Genomic DNA, 14324 nt, shown 5'->3' with positions numbered 1-14324 from the left:
GCCACCAACTCGTCGAACCCTTCCAGCGACCCGAACGCCGGGTCGACCGCGCAGTGATCGGCCACGTCATAGCCATGGTCATGACCCGGAGAGGCATAGAACGGGTTCAGCCACAACCCGTCCACACCCAGACCCGCCAGATACGGCAACTTCGCCACCACACCCGCCAGATCCCCCACACCATCACCGTCACCATCACAAAAACTCCGCACATACACCTGGTACACAACCGCCCGCCGCCACCACTCCGACCCCAGGGACGAGACCGGCGAGGGCTCCAGGAGGTCGGCAGCGGAGGAGTCGACGGTGGAGTCGAGGGTGGAGGAGCCGAACGGGGTGGCTCCGGAGGCCGGCCGGAAGGCCGAGGGTTCCAGAGCGGGCACGGTGGTCGGCAGCGGAGCCACGGACTCCCGGGCCGGCGGAAGCGTGCACCGCCGGTGGGTGGACCGGGTGACGTTCCTGTGCGCCGGGAACGTCGCGGGGGTCGTGGCCCGCACCGCGACCGCGGTGCTGGTGCGCTGGGAAGTTCCCATGTCCTCGACCTTTCGCGTCCTGATCCGAAGGTGAGCTCCGTCATCTGCAAGCATCGGCCGCGGCAGGGCCCGAGTCGTCACGGCGAGCCGCCATCCGCCGGGTGGGCCTTCTGGCAGATCGGCGTACCTGCTGGCTGGTACGCGCGAGAGAGGATCTGACCGTACGCGCGGAATGGGGGGAACGCGCCCGTCACAATTGAGCGGAATGGGAAAGTCCCCGCCGGGGCTCGCCCGGGACTTCCGGCCCCCCTGCCGGCCTCGGAGCGGTCAGGACGCGGGCTGGCCGGAATCCACCGGTAGTTCGGCGTGGATCCGGGTTCCCTCGCCCGCCGGACTGGTCACCTTGAGCACGCCGCCGAGCGCCTCCACCCGGTCCGCCAGACCCACCAGGCCGGAGCCGTCACCGGAACTCGCACCGCCGACCCCGTCGTCTCGTACGTCGACGCACACCCGGCCGCCGCGTTCGCAGGTGGTGACCTCGACGTGCGAGGCGTGCGCATGCTTCGCGGCGTTCGTCAGAGCCTCGGCGACGACGTAGTACGCCGCGACCTCGATCGGCTGCGGCAACCTCGTGTTGACACCGAGGCCCAGCTCGACAGGAACGGACGACCGTCTGGCCAGGGCCTTCAGGGCGGGTGCCAGGCCCGCCTCGGAGAGGATCGCCGGGTGGATGCCGCGGGCCATCTCGCGGAGTTCATCGACGGCGTCGGTGAGCCCGGTGGCCACCTCGGCCACCTCGGCACGCACCCGGCCGTCGGGGATGTCCGCCTCGATGCCGCGCAGGTCCAGCAGCAGGGACACCAGGCGCTGCTGGGCGCCGTCGTGCAGGTCGCGTTCGATCCGCCGGCGTGCCCGGTCGGTGGCCGCGACCACGCGTGCCCTGGACGCGGCGAGCTCCGAACGCGCCTGGGCGTTGGCGATCGCGAGCGCGATGATCTCGGTGAAGTCGGCGAACCGCGCCTCGGCGTCCCTGGGCAGTGGCCGTTCCTTGGTGGAGAACGCGGTCAGTGCTCCCCACAGTCTTCCCTCCACCTCGATCGGCGCGGCCACCGCCGAGCGCACCCCGAGCTCACGCGGACCGAGAGCCGTGCCGGTCGAGTCCGCGTAGCTGTCCCGCCGGGCATGCCGGCCGGTACGGCGTACTTGAGCAGGCACGGTCCGCGCCCCCAGCTCCGCCCGCGAACCGACGCCGGGCAAGGAGGTGTCCTGCTGTCCCCACAGCGCGACAGCGGTCGCGGTGCCGTCGGACTCGTACCGCAGCATCGCCGTGCCGTCGGCGTCGAACAGCTCGCCGATCTCCTCGGTCACCGTGGCGAACGTCGTGGCCGGCGGCACCGCGCGGGCCACGAGGGTGGACAGCCGGCGCAACGCGGTCTGCTCCTCCACCAGCTTTGCCAGCTCGTCCCGGTTGCGCTCCAGCGACTCGCCCATCCTGTTGAACGAGTGCTCGAGGGTACGGATCTCCCCCGCGCCCGTCTCCGGCAGCCGGGCGCTCAGGTCACCGGCGGCGAGCTCGCCGGCCATCATCGCCGCCCGCCGCACCGGTCGGGCGATGGCTCTGGTGAGGTACGCCGCGAGCAGGGCGACCATCAGGGCCGATCCGGCCATGCCGATGACGGCAGCGACCTCCGCCCGCCGACCGGCCGCGGCGGCACGCTCCTGCCGGGCGACAGCTGCCCCGCGGGCGGAGTCGGACAACCGGCCGATCTGGGCACGGATGGCATCGGCGCGCCGCTTGCCCTCCAGCGTCAGTGACAGGTTGCGGGCGGCCTTCGGGTCGCGGCCAGCGAGCGCGACCAGCGGTACCGAGTAGTCGCGTACGTAGGACTGCGCCGAGTCGACGATCTGGTGCGCCATCCGGTCCCGGACCGGGTTGATGGTGAGGTCGGTCAACCGCGCGCCCACCCGCGGAATCTCCGCCCGGGCGGTGTTCCACGGCTGCAGGAAACGCCTGTCGCCGGTGAGGAGGTAGCCACGTTGTCCGGTCTCAACGTCCAGGACCAGCGCCTGCATCCGGCTGGTGGTGGTGAGGATCTGCTCGGACCGCCGCGCCAGCGCGGCGGCGTCGCGCTGGTCGGAGACCGCGAGCAGCAGTGCGGCGAACACCGAGCCGAGCAACACCGCGACCACACAGCTCGCCGCCACCAGTCGGCCGGTCAACCCTCGCCGCAGATGCGCCATCAGGTCAGCTGCTCGCAGCCGCACGTAGGCTGAACGAGTGCGTCGCACCGAGGCGACCGCAGCACCCCGCTGCCTGCCCGGTCGCGGCGGCGCAACCGGCGACTGCGTACATCTTCGGAGGCACCACCACGAACTCCCCCGGCACGAGCGGACGCCCACGACGCCAGGTGACACCGGACAACCCGCCGCCGCAGCTCCCCGAGCAAGCAGCCGTTGACAGCGGTGCCGCCATGGGACGGGTGGTGCTCGCCGACGACGACCTGTTGCTGCGCGAGGGAGTGGCGAGCCTGCTCGGCCGCCAGGGCTTCGAGGTCGTCGGCCAGGCCGGTGATGCTGCTGACCTACTCACGATGGTTCGCGAAACTCTTCCTGATCTGGTGGTCGTCGACATCCGGATGCCGCCCACCCACACCAACGAGGGGCTTGATGCCGCCCGGACGATCCGCGAGGAGTTCCCGCAGATCGGGATTCTGGTGCTCTCAGCATATGTCGAGGCGGAGCACGCGACGGAACTGCTCGCCACCGGGCAAAGCATCGGCTACCTGCTGAAAACCCGGGTCACCGACGTGGGCGAGTTCACCGAGACACTGCGGCGAATCGTCAAGGGAGGTTCGGTCGTCGATCCCACCCTCGTGCACGAACTCGTCTCCGCCCGGCGCCGTGACGACCCGCTGGACGTACTCAGCAGCCGGGAACGCGAGGTTCTCGCCCTGATGGCCGAAGGGCGCTCGAACGCCGGAATCGCCCGCCACCTGTGGGTCACCGAGGGAACGGTGGAAAAGCACGTCCAGCACATCCTGACGAAGCTGCGTCTCCCCGAGACCGGTGACGACCACCGCCGGGTGCTGGCCGTCCTCACGTTCCTGGAGGGCTCGCAGGGCGGGACGTAGCGTCAAGCCGGAGTTGCCGGCGCAAGCCCGGGTTGACGCGGACCGCCGGGACGGCGCGGTCAGTCGCCGCCGGCCTCGACCAGCGAGGCGATCGCCGCGGCGCTGAGGTTCGACTTGTCCAGGAAGCCCGCGGCCGGACTGGACTCGATGAGGTCCTCGAAGTCGTCCGCGCTGTGGCTGGAGATCAGGATCACCGGGGAGTGGCGGTCGGGACGGTCGCCCGACGTCAGCCGGCGAGCCAGGTCGAACCCGCTCTCGCCGCGCAGGTTGATGTCGACCAGGGTCACGTCCGGGCGGAGTTCGGCTACCTGGGCGAGCGCCTCCTCTGCCGTCTGGACCATGCCGACGACGGCGACGCCCTCGCGTTCGAGAAGCGCACGCGCTGCCCGCAGGTAGCGCGGGCTGTCGTCGATGAGGAGGCAGCGCATGTCTTCAGGATGTCCAACAGGTGGGAGACAGACATTCCGGCTACCCAGAAGATGCCGACGCCAGCCTTCCTGACCGGAAGCGGCCCGCCGCCGTGCCATCATCGGGGTAGGCCGCGTCTACACGAGGGTGCCGTCGTCGAAGACCGACGGCGCGGGAATGCCTCAACCGCCGCGAACGTGCAGGATGGGGGCAGTAGAACCGGTTCGGCCCAACCGCCGGTCCCGCGCCCGCACCCCGATGTCATCGACAAACCGACGCACAGGACGCACGAAGGAGCCCCATGAGCAGCGAAGTCTCGCGGACGATCGCCGCACCGGCCGACCAGGTGTGGGACGTGCTCGCCGACGGGTGGACGTACGCCGCCTGGCTGGTGGGCGCCTCCCACATCCGAGCTGTGGACGCCGAATGGCCCGCGCCGGGGGCGAAGATCCACCACAGCGTCGGATCCTGGCCACTGGTCCTGCAGGACGACACCAAGGTGCTGAGCTGCGAGCCCGGGAAACTTCTGGAGCTGGAGGCCCGCATCTACCCGGCCGGTGCCGCACACGTGCGGTTCCAGCTCACCTCGCTCGGCCCGGCACGCACCGAGGTGCGGATGACCGAGGAGCTCACCCGTGGACCGGCGCAGCACCTGCCCAAGCTCGTGCAGAAGCTGCTCCTCACCCCGCGCAACAAGGAGTCACTGGCCCGGCTGGCCTCCTACGTCGAGGGCCGGGTGCGCACGGGTCGTCAGTCCACCCCGTAGACCGCGCGGTGCCCGAGCCTGATGGCGGCGGCGTACGCGCCGCCGGCCAGGCCCGCCCGGGCCAGCGCGGCCCGGGCGGCGTTGGCTCCGGGCGCGCCGTGGACGGCACCACCCGGGTGCGCGGAGGCGCCGGCCAGGTAGAGCCGGTCCACCGGGGTGTCGGCGCGGGCGAGGCCCGGCGTCGGCCGGAAGATCAGCTCCTGGTGGATGGCCGCCGTACCCGCGTTGATCGCCCCGTCGACCAGGCTCGGGTTGTGGGCCTGCAGGTCCGGTGGGCCGGCCACGTGCCGGCCGAGCACGAGGTCGCCGAAGCCGGGTGCGTGGCGTTCGATCACGGCCTGGACTCGGTCGGCGTAGCGGTCCCGCCGCGCGGCGTCCCAGGACTCACCGCGGGGTACGTGGGTGTACGCCCACACGGTTTCCGTACCGGCCGGGGACCGCGTCGGGTCGGCCACGCCCATCTGCCCGAGCAACATGAACGGCGTGCTCGGCACCCGTGACCGCGACAGGTCCGAGCCGTACTGCACCAGCGCGTCCATGTCGCCGCCGAGGTGGACCGTTCCCGCGCCGCGTACGTCCTCGGCGGTCCAGGGGACGGGCCCGGAGAGCGCCCAGTCGATCTTGACGGTCGCGTGGTCCCAGTGGAAGCGCTCCAGATCGTCGAGCAGCCGGGCCGGCAGGTGCTCCGCCCCGACGAGCTGGTGATAGAGGATCGGAGCGGGCACGTCGGCGAGCACGCCGCGGCGTGCCCGGACCAGCCCGCCGTCGGTGGTGCGTACGCCGAGGGCGCGGCCGCCGCCGACGATCACCTGGCTGACCGGGGTGTCGCAGACGATGCGGCCGCCTAGTGAGGTGAGCCGGCGGACCAGCGCCTGCGTCAGCATGCCGGCGCCGCCCTCGGGCACCGGGAACCCGACGTCCTGCCCGAGCATGCACAGCAGCCAGCCGAAGACGCCGCTGCCGGCGTGGTCGGGGCCGAGGTCGGTGTGCAGCGCGTTGCCCGCGAGCAGCACCCGCGCGCCCTCGCCCTCGAACGACTCCTCGCCGAGTGTGCGAGCGGGCAGCATCAGCATCCGAGCCATCCGTAGTGCGTCCGCCGTGCCGAGCCGGCGCAGCAGGCGGGTGCCGGCCCGCACGGGCGGGAACGGGCGCAGCAGCGCCGACAGCAGCTCGGTGCGGATCCGCTGCCAGCGTTCGTACTCGGTCAGCCAGGCCTGGCCGTCGCCCGGAGCGAACGTCGCCAGCGAGGCCGCTGTCGCCTTCGGGTCGCGGTGGAGCACCGCGGCGCGGTCGTCGGGCAGGACGTGCGCGAGCACCGCCGGAGCGTGCCGCCACCGCAGGCCGTGCAGCTCGAGGTCGAGGTCGGCCAGCACCGGAGACGCCGCGCCCAGCGGATAGAACGCGCTGCACAGATCGCTGCGGAACCCGGGGCGGACCAGCTCGGCGGTGCGGACCGCTCCCCCGGGCTCGGACGTCGCCTCCAGCACCAGGACGTTCCAGCCGGCATCGGCGAGCACGTTGGCCGCCACCAGGCCGTTCGGGCCGGCGCCGATCACGACCGCATCGACGACCTCGGTGGTCATCGGCCCGCTCCCTCCACCTGCCGGCGCGGGCCGGTGAGGCCCTCACCCCCCTCACCGGTCGTCGTCATCGATCTCCATCGCCGGGTCCGGAATCTCCGCCGCGAGGCGCTGGTCGAGGGTGTCACCGCGCTCGTCGTCATCGTCGGTCGGGCGCCGCTGGGTTTCGCGGCTGAGCCGGTCCGGCGGCTCGAACTCGGTGACGTCGGACTCCGGGCGCAGCTCGTCGGTGACCAGGGGGTCGTAGCCCGCGTCCGCGGACACGTCGCGCGCTGCCTCGACGTCGGGTTCGAGGATGACGTCCGGCTCCTCCTCGCTCAGGTCCTGCGGGACGTCGCCGGCGTCCGGCAGGTCGAGATCGGCTTCCTCGTCGGGAATCTCGGAGTCGGGCAGGTCGAGGTTGTCCTCCCCGGTGACGTCCGGGGCGGGGATTTCGTCGCCGGCCGGGGTACGGTCCGGCAGGTCCGGGCTGCTCACGTCGCGACCTCCCTGGGTGCGTCTGCCTGTCGTACGGTCGTGCCTGTCGGCATCTGCGGGTGGGCCCGAGCCCAGTGCCGGGCCGCCCCACCACTCCGACCGTAGCCGTACCCGCTGCTACCCGCACTTCGCCCCGGCCGCGGCGCGGCCCCGCCCTCTCCGCGTCCGGTGAGCGACGGGGCCGTGGCCCCGCGTCAACAGTGACTTGACGCTGAGTCGTGAGCCGTCAGCGCTCACGACAGGTCGGGATCATCACTCCGGTGAACGAGAACCTCGTCGATCAGCCCGTACGCCATCGCCTCCTCGGCGTCGAAGACACGTTCCCGGTCGGTGTCGGCCCGCAGCGCCTCCATGCTGCGGCCGGTGTGCCGGTTGAGCACCTCCAGCATGAGCGTGCGGACGCGGGCCACCTCAGCGGCCTGCAACTGCAGGTCGGACAGCGCACCCTGCCCTCTGGTCGCGGGCTGGTGCAGGGCGATACGGGAGTGGCGCAGGGCGAGCCGCTTGCCGGGCGCACCACCTGCCAACAGCACGGTCGCGGCCGAGCTCGCCTGGCCCAGGCACATCGTGGACACGTCGGGCAGCACGAACTGCATCGTGTCGTAGATGCCCATCAGCGCGCTGAACGAGCCGCCCGGTGAGTTGATGTACAACGAGATGTCCTGCGACGGACTGGCCGCCTCCAGGTGGATCAGCTGCGCCATCACGACGTTCGCCACGTCGTCGTCGATCTCGGTGCCGAGGAAGATGATCCGTTCCGACAGCAGCCGGCTGAACAGGTCGGTGGCGCGTTCGCCGGTGTGCGTACGCTCGATCACGTTGGGGATCGTGTAGTGGCCCACGGCTCACACCCCCGCCCGGTGGGAGATGCCGTGGCCGATGCGGTCGAGTGAGTCCACCACCGCGTCCACCATGCCGTACTCGCGCGCCTCCTCGGCAGAGAACCACCGGTCGCGGTCGCTGTCCTCCCGGATGCGTTCCACCTGCTGACCGGTGTTGGCGGCGAGCAGGCGTTCCATCTGGGCCTTGGAGTGCTCGAGGTTGTCGGCCTGGATGGCGATGTCGGCGGCGGTTCCGCCGATGCCTGCCGAACCCTGGTGCATCATGATCCGGGCGTGCGGCAGCGCGAACCGCTTGCCCTTCGTGCCCCCGCACAACAGGAACTGCCCCATGCTGGCGGCGAAGCCCAGCGCCAGCGTGGACACGTCGTTGGGGATCAGCCGCATCGTGTCGTAGATCGCCATCCCGGCGTACACCCCGCCACCGGGGCTGTGGATGTAGAGGCTGATGTCGGTACGCGGGTCCTCCGCGGACAGCAGCAGCAACTGGGCGCACACCCGGTTGGCGCTGACCTCGTCCACCTCCGTACCCAGCAGGACGATTCGGTGGTGAAGCAATCTCGCGGCCAACTGGTCGTCGAAACCGTGGCCGGCGGTGGCGGCGTCTTTCATGGACGGATTCACGGATGCCTCCTGGACGTGGTGCCCTCTCAGTCGCCTCCACCTTCACCGAAGAAGCAGGGGTGTGACCGTGAGTGCGCTGTGAGCGAATCCGCTCAGGGCGTACGGGAGTCCTTGACGTACGAGGTGAAGCGTGCCGCGTCGACCCGCGAGTACGCGAGCCAGGCGGAGGTGTTGCTGCCCGGCATGTAGTGCCCCGTGTCGTATCCCACGAGCGGCATGCCGCGGCCCACCGGGACGTTGCGTACGACGACCTCGGCTCCGGAGCCGACCGCCGATCGAGCCGCCTGGGCCGGCCCGGCTGGAGCGGCGGCGAGGCCTTCAGGACGTGTCCAATACTGTCCAACGCCCGGCCAACTCTTCTCCGGGGCTTGTACGCCCCCGCTCACGCGCGGAGTATCGGCTAGCACTTCCGCCGATCCGCCGAACCGACCCGAGGGGCCATCCGGTGACGAAGCGCCTGCGATATCTCCTCCTCAGCCTGCTGCTGTGCGCACCTCTCCTCGCCGCCTGCGGCATCTCCAGTGCGGACACCGGTGCACTGTCGGGCCGGTGCCCTGGCACCAAGCCGGCCAAGGACGCGGTGACGATCGAGTGGTGGGTCGCCTGGGCCAACCCGACACTCACCAGGGCGGCGCAGGAGTTCAACTGCGCCAATCCGAAGATCCTGGTGAAGATCACGCTGTATCCGAACGTCGGTGACGACCGGCAGGGGAAGCTGCTGGCCGCGACGGTCGGCAAGAGTCCGCCCAACGTCGTCATCGGGTACGACGACGTCATCGCTCGCTGGGCGTCCCAGGGAATGATCCAGCCACTCGGCGACGCGGCAGTTCGGGCATCGGGCAGCAGCGCAGAGGACTTCGTGCCGGAGGCATGGGATTCCGTGCGCTGGCAGGGCCACACGTACGGCATCCCGATCGACTGGGACCCGGACACGCTGCTGTGGTGGAACAAGGAGGTCTTCGCCGACGCCGGGCTCGATCCCGACCGCGGTCCGCGCACGTGGGCCGAGTTCGAGGACTACGCGCGCCGGATCGACCGGGTCGACGCACGCGGACGGATCACCAGGCTGGGCTTCGTGCCGTGGTCGGGCTGGGAGTTCAACGACATCGAGTTCGGCCACCTCTTCGACGCGGGGCTGGAAAGCGGCGCGAACCGCCGGGTGACGCTGAACACGCCCGGCATGCGGGCCGCACTGGAGTGGGAGGCCTCGATCGCCCGGCGCTACGGCGGCGCGTCCAAGGTGAACAGCTTCACCTACGTGGCCAACGCCACCGGGGCCGCCGCCGACCCGTTGATCTCCGGCCGCCTCGGCATGATGGCCGTCGGCGACTGGTACCTCGGCAACCGGCAGGTGGTCGGGGCCAAGGAGTTCCGGTCGAAGATCGGTGTCGGGGTGATCCCGCCACGGCCCGGTGGCCGGCCCTACCTGTGCCACAGCGGATGGGCGTTCATGATGCCGAGGGGCGCCGGGCACGTCGAGGAGACGATGAAGTTCGTCGCCTGGATGCTGGACGACCACAGGTTCGCCCGCTACTTCGGTGCCGCCCTCGGATGGGCGCCGGCGAAGAAGTCCTCGCGTACGGTGCCGTTCTACGCCGACGATCCCATGTGGCAGGCGGTGTTCGCGGCGAACGCCCGTGCAGGCGCGGAACGCCAGTGGCTGCCGCCGAGCCCGGTGCTGGCGGAGTACTACCGCGCTCTCGGCGACGCCGAGGAACAGGTTGTCAACCTGAAGATGACACCGGCGCGGGCACTGGCCGAGGCCGACTCGATCGTGCAGCAGGCGCTCGAGGTGGCCATCACCGAACGCAACTACGGTGACTGATCCGGAGGAGAACCACGTGTCCGCACGGGCATCGAGCGCGCCGAGACGTCAGCCCACCGACAGGTCCGCGAACAGGTCCACCACCGGGTCCCGCGACGAGGCCGGCACCCGGGTGCCGCAGAGGTTTGGCCTGGTCGGGCAGGAGTGGCGCAACCAGCGCAACGGCATCCTGTTCATCTCACCGTGGATCATCGGGTTCCTGGTCTTCTCCCTGGGCCCGATGCTCGCGTCGTTGTACTTCAGCTTCACGTCGTACAACGTGCTGAAGGCTCCGCGGTGGATCGGCGTGCAGAACTACGTGAACATCTTCGCCCACGATCCCTACCTGCGGACGGCCGTGGTCAACACGCTCTACCTCGCCGTGCTCGGAGTCTCCCTCGGCACGCTGCTGTCGCTGGTCCTGGCCATGCTGCTCAACCAGCGGGTGAAGGGCATCGGGATCTACCGCACGTTGTACTACCTGCCGACGATGCTGCCGATCGTGGTCAGCTCGTTCATCTTCCTGCTCGTGCTCGACCCGCAGTTCGGCGTCATCAACAACTTTCTCGCGCTGTTCGGCATCCCCGGCCCGGGGTGGCTGAGCTCGCCGGACTGGTCCAAGCCGGCCCTGATCGTGCTGGGCCTGTGGGGCGTGGGCAACAGCGTCGTCATCTATCTCGCCGGCCTGCAGGACGTGCCCCGCCATCTGATGGAGGCGGCGGAGGTCGACGGTGCCGGCTGGTGGCGGCGCCTGGTGCACGTGACGCTGCCGATGCTCAGCCCGGTGATCTTCTTCAACGTGGTGCTGGCGATCATCGCGGCGTTCCAGAACTTCGTCAGCATCTTCTTCCTCACCGACGGAACCGGCGGGCCGGCCAGGTCGACCGTCACCTGGGGTCTGCAGATCTACACCAACGCCTTCGTCAACGGCCGCATGGGTTACGCCTCGGCGATGTCCTGGATCATGTTCGTGATCGTGCTGCTGGTCACCCTGGCGCTGTTCCGGCTCGGTTCGCACATCGTCTACTACGAGGGCGCCGAGGGCAGCGCCCGCAGACGCAGGTGAGTCTCCTCCCAGGCAAGTTCGCGTTGACAGGCAGAAGGAGTCAGGCGATGGCACGATCGGCGAACCTCCCGGCGGGAGTGGCGGCACTGGGCCGGGCCGGACGGCACGCGGTCCTCGCGTTGGTGGGACTGGCGTTCGTGGTGCCCGTCCTCGCGTTGGTGTCGACGTCGCTGAAGACGCAGGAGCAGAACCTCCGGGTGCCGCCGATGTGGATCCCGGTCTCGCCGCACATCGCCAACTACGCTGCGGCGTTCCAGACCGTCCCGGTGTGGACGTTCTTCCGGAACAGCCTCTTCGTCGCCGCGGTCTCGGTGGTGGGTGTGGCGGTGTCGAGCGCGCTGGTGGCGTACGGCTTCTCCCACATCCGCTGGCGCGGGCGCAACGTGGTGTTCGTGCTCGTCATCAGCACCATGCTGTTGCCGTACGAGGTGACGATGATCTCGCAGTACATCATGTTCGCCAACCTGGGTTGGGTGAACACCTTCCTGCCGCTGACGGTGCCGAGCTTCTTCGGTGTGCCGTTCTACATCTTCATGCTCCGGCAGTTCTTCCTGCGGATCCCGGTCGAGATGACCGAGGCCGCCCGGATCGACGGCGCCTCGGAGCTGCGGATCTTCGCGAGCATCGTGCTGCCGCTGGCCGTTCCGGCGTTGTCGGTGGTGGGGTTGCTGCAGTTCGTGGCGAGCTGGAACGACTTCCTCGGCCCGCTCATCTACCTCAACGACCCCAATCTCTACACGCTGTCGCTGGGGATGCACTACTTCCGCACCAGCCTCTACCAGACCGAGCTGGGTCCCCAGGCGGCGTACGCGTTCATGATCGCGCTGCCGGTCATCGTGGTGTTCTTCCTCGCCCAGCGCAGGTTCATCCAGGGGATCGCGCTCACGGGCCTGAAGGGCTGACGGTCTCGTAGGACACGAGGAAGGCCTCCGCCGCCGCGTCCACGGCATCCCGGTCACCGGTGGCGAGCAGGTCGAACAGCAGACCGCGGGCGACGGCCAGCGCCAGCCGCGCGTGTGCCCGAGCATCGGCCTCCGAGCGGCCTGTTCGCCGGCTGAGTTCGGTGAGCGGTGGCAGCCAGGCGTCGACGATGCCGTCCAGCAGTGGCAGGGCGTGCGGGTTGCCGACCAGCGCCTGCCCGGTCAGCTCGAAGAACAGCCGCGCGGGCCAGTGGTCGGCGGCGGACAGACGGTGGTGGAACTCCCGGGCCAGGTGGGCGGCGCTGTGGTCTGAGTCCAGGTTGAGCTGTGCCATCGCCGCGCGCTGCTCTGCCTCGACCCGGCGTACCACCTCCACCAGCAGGCCGTCCTTGGAGCCGAAGTGGTAGATGAGCATGCGATGGCTGGTGCCGAGCGCGGCCGCGAGCCCGCGCAGGCTGAAGTCGCCGACGCCGTGGCGGGCGAAGTGCGCGACCACCTCGTCGAGCAGCCGATTCCTGGCCGGCCGGGACGAGGACCGCCGCTCGGATTCGTTGTCTGCTCGGCTGTCCTTCGGCATGTACCAGATGGTACATATGACGGTGTGCAGTCCCGCTGCGCCGCGGCCTCCAGGACCTGGACGGCCCGCGGCACGTGGCTCCCTTGGAGGAAGTCATGCATGACGAGGTCGAGTTCGAGGTCGCCGCTCCCGCCGAGCAGGTCTGGAAGCTGCTGGTCGACGTCGAGCGCTGGCCGGAGTGGAGCGAGTCGATGACGTCGGTACGCCGGCTCGGCACCGGCCCGCTCGCCGTCGGCGAACGCGCCGTGGTCAGGCAGCCGAAGCTGCCCGAGCTGACCTGGGAGGTGACCGAACTCGTCGAGGGTTCGTCGTTCGTGTGGGTCACCCGCTCCCCCGGCGTCCTGACCACCGGCAGCCACTCCGTCACCCCTGTGCGGTCGGCGGACGGCAGGGAGGCCGCGAAGGTCCGCCTGGCCGTCGCGCACACCGGGCCGGGTGCCTGGCTGGTCAGGTTGTTCACCAGGTCCCTCAACCGCCGCTACCTCCAGATGGAGCGCAGCGGCCTCACCGCGCGGGCGGAGTCGACGACTGCTCAGAGCTGACCGAGTTTCACCTTCACGGTCGCGTCCTTGTCCTGGCGGCGGATGGAGACGGTGACCAGTTGCCCGGGCCGGTGCTGGGCGATGACCTCGCTCAGCGCCGCGCTCGTCGGCGTCTTCACCGCGTTGACGGCGGTGATGACGTCGCCGCGCAGAATGCCGGCGTTCGCCGCGCCGCTGCCGGTGCGCACCGACACGACGCCGACGCCGATCGGCGTGCCCTGGGGATCGGTGACCGTCGTGCCGGTCACGCCGAGCGCCGCCCGGCCGGAGTTCACCACTCGCCCGTGCCTGATGATCTGCCCGGCGATCCGGGTCACGGTGTTGCTCGGGATGGCGAACCCGATGCCGGCGGCGACGCCGCCGCCCTCGACCTGTGGATCGGTGGCGGCCAGCGTGGGGATGCCGACCACCTTCCCGGTCAGGTCGACCAGGGCGCCGCCGCTGTTGCCCGGGTTGATCGGCGCCGACGTCTGGATCATGCTCGTAATCGTCGTGCCCGGCACGCCGTCACGAGACGACTCCGGGACGGTACGCCCGACCGCGGAGATGATGCCGCTGGTCACACTGCCGGACAGGCCGAGCGGGTTTCCCATGGCCAGCACGATCTGGCCCACCCGCAGCTTGCTGGAGTCGGCGAACGTCGCCGGCGCCAGCCGCGGTGCCCGGTCCAGCTTGACCACCGCGAGGTCGCTCGGCGTGTACGCCGCGACCAGATGTGCGGTCAGCGGCGCCCCGCCCGTGGCGAGCAGAACCTGCACCGTGGTGGACCGGCCCAGCACGTGCGCGTTGGTGACGATGTGGCCCTGCTTGTCGTAGACGATGCCGGACCCGAGCCCGCCACCGCTGACGTTGAGCTGTACGACGGAGATGAGGGTGTGGCGTACGACGGCCTCGTAGTCACGCTGCAGCGCCTGCGCCTCACCGCCCGGTGCGGCACCGGCCACCCTCTTCGACGCGCCGGTTCCGTTCCGGTCACTGTCGGGCGGGTTCCCGGTGCATCCGGCCGCGCCCGCGGCGAACGCGAGCAGCACGACGAACACCGCGAGCGCGGCGGACCGGGACACCGCGGGCCGAAGCTGACGGGTCGTTCCCACGGGCTGGCCCCCTCGCCCGAGAC

At 70.4% G+C, this 14324-nt stretch carries 15 protein-coding genes; 6 read left to right on the top strand and 9 right to left on the bottom strand.

What is annotated here, in order from left to right:
* A partial coding sequence (locus ABZV93_RS03630; RefSeq protein WP_354929695.1) for an alpha-amylase family glycosyl hydrolase occupies nt 1–533 on the bottom strand: 533 nt, incomplete at its 3' end.
* A 267-nt stretch (nt 534–800) separates the two neighbouring features.
* The gene (locus ABZV93_RS03625) at nt 801–2714 is read right to left on the bottom strand and encodes a CHASE3 domain-containing protein (RefSeq protein ID WP_354929692.1); all 1914 of its coding nucleotides are present in this window, start codon (nt 2712–2714) and stop codon (nt 801–803) included.
* Nucleotides 2715–2944: 230 nt separating this feature from the next.
* On the opposite strand from ABZV93_RS03625, the gene ABZV93_RS03620 reads away from it, so the two are divergent.
* Nucleotides 2945–3604, top strand: coding sequence for a response regulator transcription factor (locus ABZV93_RS03620; protein WP_354929689.1), 660 nt, complete (start codon nt 2945–2947; stop codon nt 3602–3604).
* A gap of 59 nt (nt 3605–3663) precedes the next feature.
* Here ABZV93_RS03620 and ABZV93_RS03615 read toward each other — a convergent pair whose 3' ends face one another.
* Nucleotides 3664–4032 carry a response regulator transcription factor gene (locus ABZV93_RS03615; RefSeq protein WP_354929686.1) on the bottom strand — a complete coding sequence of 123 codons (369 nt, stop codon included), beginning with the start codon at nt 4030–4032 and terminating at the stop codon, nt 3664–3666.
* A 281-nt stretch (nt 4033–4313) separates the two neighbouring features.
* Between ABZV93_RS03615 and ABZV93_RS03610 the strand changes: the two genes are divergently transcribed.
* Complete coding sequence (locus ABZV93_RS03610) at nt 4314–4778, top strand: SRPBCC family protein (RefSeq protein ID WP_354929684.1); 465 nt, start codon at nt 4314–4316, stop codon at nt 4776–4778.
* Here ABZV93_RS03610 and ABZV93_RS03605 read toward each other — a convergent pair.
* The 4 genes from ABZV93_RS03605 to ABZV93_RS03590 form a co-directional block, all read right to left on the bottom strand.
* Nucleotides 4763–6361: an NAD(P)/FAD-dependent oxidoreductase gene (locus tag ABZV93_RS03605; RefSeq protein WP_354929681.1), complete on the bottom strand. Its 1599-nt coding sequence runs from the start codon at nt 6359–6361 to the stop codon at nt 4763–4765. The two genes, ABZV93_RS03610 and ABZV93_RS03605, sit on opposite strands and share 16 nt — an antisense overlap.
* A gap of 51 nt (nt 6362–6412) precedes the next feature.
* Nucleotides 6413–6835 (bottom strand): hypothetical protein, encoded by a 423-nt coding sequence (locus ABZV93_RS03600; RefSeq protein ID WP_354929678.1) that lies wholly within the window; start codon nt 6833–6835, stop codon nt 6413–6415.
* A 233-nt stretch (nt 6836–7068) separates the two neighbouring features.
* Entirely contained in the window at nt 7069–7677 is a 609-nt protein-coding gene (locus tag ABZV93_RS03595; protein WP_354929675.1) for an ATP-dependent Clp protease proteolytic subunit, read from the bottom strand.
* A gap of 3 nt (nt 7678–7680) precedes the next feature.
* Nucleotides 7681–8298, bottom strand: a complete 618-nt coding sequence (locus tag ABZV93_RS03590; RefSeq protein WP_354929672.1) for an ATP-dependent Clp protease proteolytic subunit — start codon at nt 8296–8298, stop codon at nt 7681–7683.
* Between the two features lie 445 nt (nt 8299–8743).
* Between ABZV93_RS03590 and ABZV93_RS03585 the strand changes: the two genes are divergently transcribed.
* The 3 genes from ABZV93_RS03585 to ABZV93_RS03575 are packed head-to-tail and all read left to right on the top strand — an operon-like array spanning nt 8744 to nt 12070.
* The gene (locus tag ABZV93_RS03585) at nt 8744–10123 is read left to right on the top strand and encodes an ABC transporter substrate-binding protein (RefSeq protein ID WP_354929669.1); all 1380 of its coding nucleotides are present in this window, start codon (nt 8744–8746) and stop codon (nt 10121–10123) included.
* 16 nt (nt 10124–10139) lie between these two features.
* The gene (locus ABZV93_RS03580; protein WP_354929666.1) at nt 10140–11168 is read left to right on the top strand and encodes a sugar ABC transporter permease; all 1029 of its coding nucleotides are present in this window, start codon (nt 10140–10142) and stop codon (nt 11166–11168) included.
* Between the two features lie 47 nt (nt 11169–11215).
* On the top strand, nt 11216–12070 hold the full coding sequence (locus tag ABZV93_RS03575) for a carbohydrate ABC transporter permease (protein ID WP_354929664.1): 855 nt from the start codon (nt 11216–11218) through the stop codon (nt 12068–12070).
* Here the strand turns inward: ABZV93_RS03575 and ABZV93_RS03570 are convergent.
* A complete protein-coding gene (locus tag ABZV93_RS03570) occupies nt 12051–12665 on the bottom strand; it encodes a TetR/AcrR family transcriptional regulator (protein ID WP_354929662.1) in 615 nt (204 codons plus the stop codon). The genes ABZV93_RS03575 and ABZV93_RS03570 overlap by 20 nt on opposite strands.
* Nucleotides 12666–12760: 95 nt before the next feature.
* On the opposite strand from ABZV93_RS03570, the gene ABZV93_RS03565 reads away from it, so the two are divergent.
* Nucleotides 12761–13207 (top strand): SRPBCC family protein, encoded by a 447-nt coding sequence (locus tag ABZV93_RS03565; protein ID WP_354929659.1) that lies wholly within the window; start codon nt 12761–12763, stop codon nt 13205–13207.
* Here ABZV93_RS03565 and ABZV93_RS03560 read toward each other — a convergent pair.
* Nucleotides 13198–14301 carry a trypsin-like peptidase domain-containing protein gene (locus tag ABZV93_RS03560; RefSeq protein ID WP_354929656.1) on the bottom strand — a complete coding sequence of 368 codons (1104 nt, stop codon included), beginning with the start codon at nt 14299–14301 and terminating at the stop codon, nt 13198–13200. The two genes, ABZV93_RS03565 and ABZV93_RS03560, sit on opposite strands and share 10 nt — an antisense overlap.
* Between the last annotated feature and the right edge of the window lie 23 nt (nt 14302–14324).

This window comes from Actinopolymorpha sp. NPDC004070 (assembly GCF_040610475.1).
GTDB lineage: Bacteria > Actinomycetota > Actinomycetes > Propionibacteriales > Actinopolymorphaceae > Actinopolymorpha.
Note: the sequence above shows the minus strand (reverse complement) of the source record. Positions and strands in the feature narration are given on the sequence as shown.

Excerpts from the sequence above, each read along its gene's own strand:
- ABZV93_RS03565 (WP_354929659.1), top strand. The coding sequence starts at position 12,761 with ATGCATGACGAGGTCGAGTTCGAGGTCGCCGCTCCCGCCGAGCAGGTC.
- ABZV93_RS03615 (WP_354929686.1), bottom strand. The coding sequence starts at position 4,032 with ATGCGCTGCCTCCTCATCGACGACAGCCCGCGCTACCTGCGGGCAGCG.
- ABZV93_RS03570 (WP_354929662.1), bottom strand. The coding sequence starts at position 12,665 with ATGCCGAAGGACAGCCGAGCAGACAACGAATCCGAGCGGCGGTCCTCG.
- ABZV93_RS03620 (WP_354929689.1), top strand. The coding sequence starts at position 2,945 with ATGGGACGGGTGGTGCTCGCCGACGACGACCTGTTGCTGCGCGAGGGA.
- ABZV93_RS03605 (WP_354929681.1), bottom strand. The coding sequence starts at position 6,361 with ATGACCACCGAGGTCGTCGATGCGGTCGTGATCGGCGCCGGCCCGAAC.
- ABZV93_RS03610 (WP_354929684.1), top strand. The coding sequence starts at position 4,314 with ATGAGCAGCGAAGTCTCGCGGACGATCGCCGCACCGGCCGACCAGGTG.
- ABZV93_RS03575 (WP_354929664.1), top strand. The coding sequence starts at position 11,216 with ATGGCACGATCGGCGAACCTCCCGGCGGGAGTGGCGGCACTGGGCCGG.
- ABZV93_RS03625 (WP_354929692.1), bottom strand. The coding sequence starts at position 2,714 with ATGGCGCATCTGCGGCGAGGGTTGACCGGCCGACTGGTGGCGGCGAGC.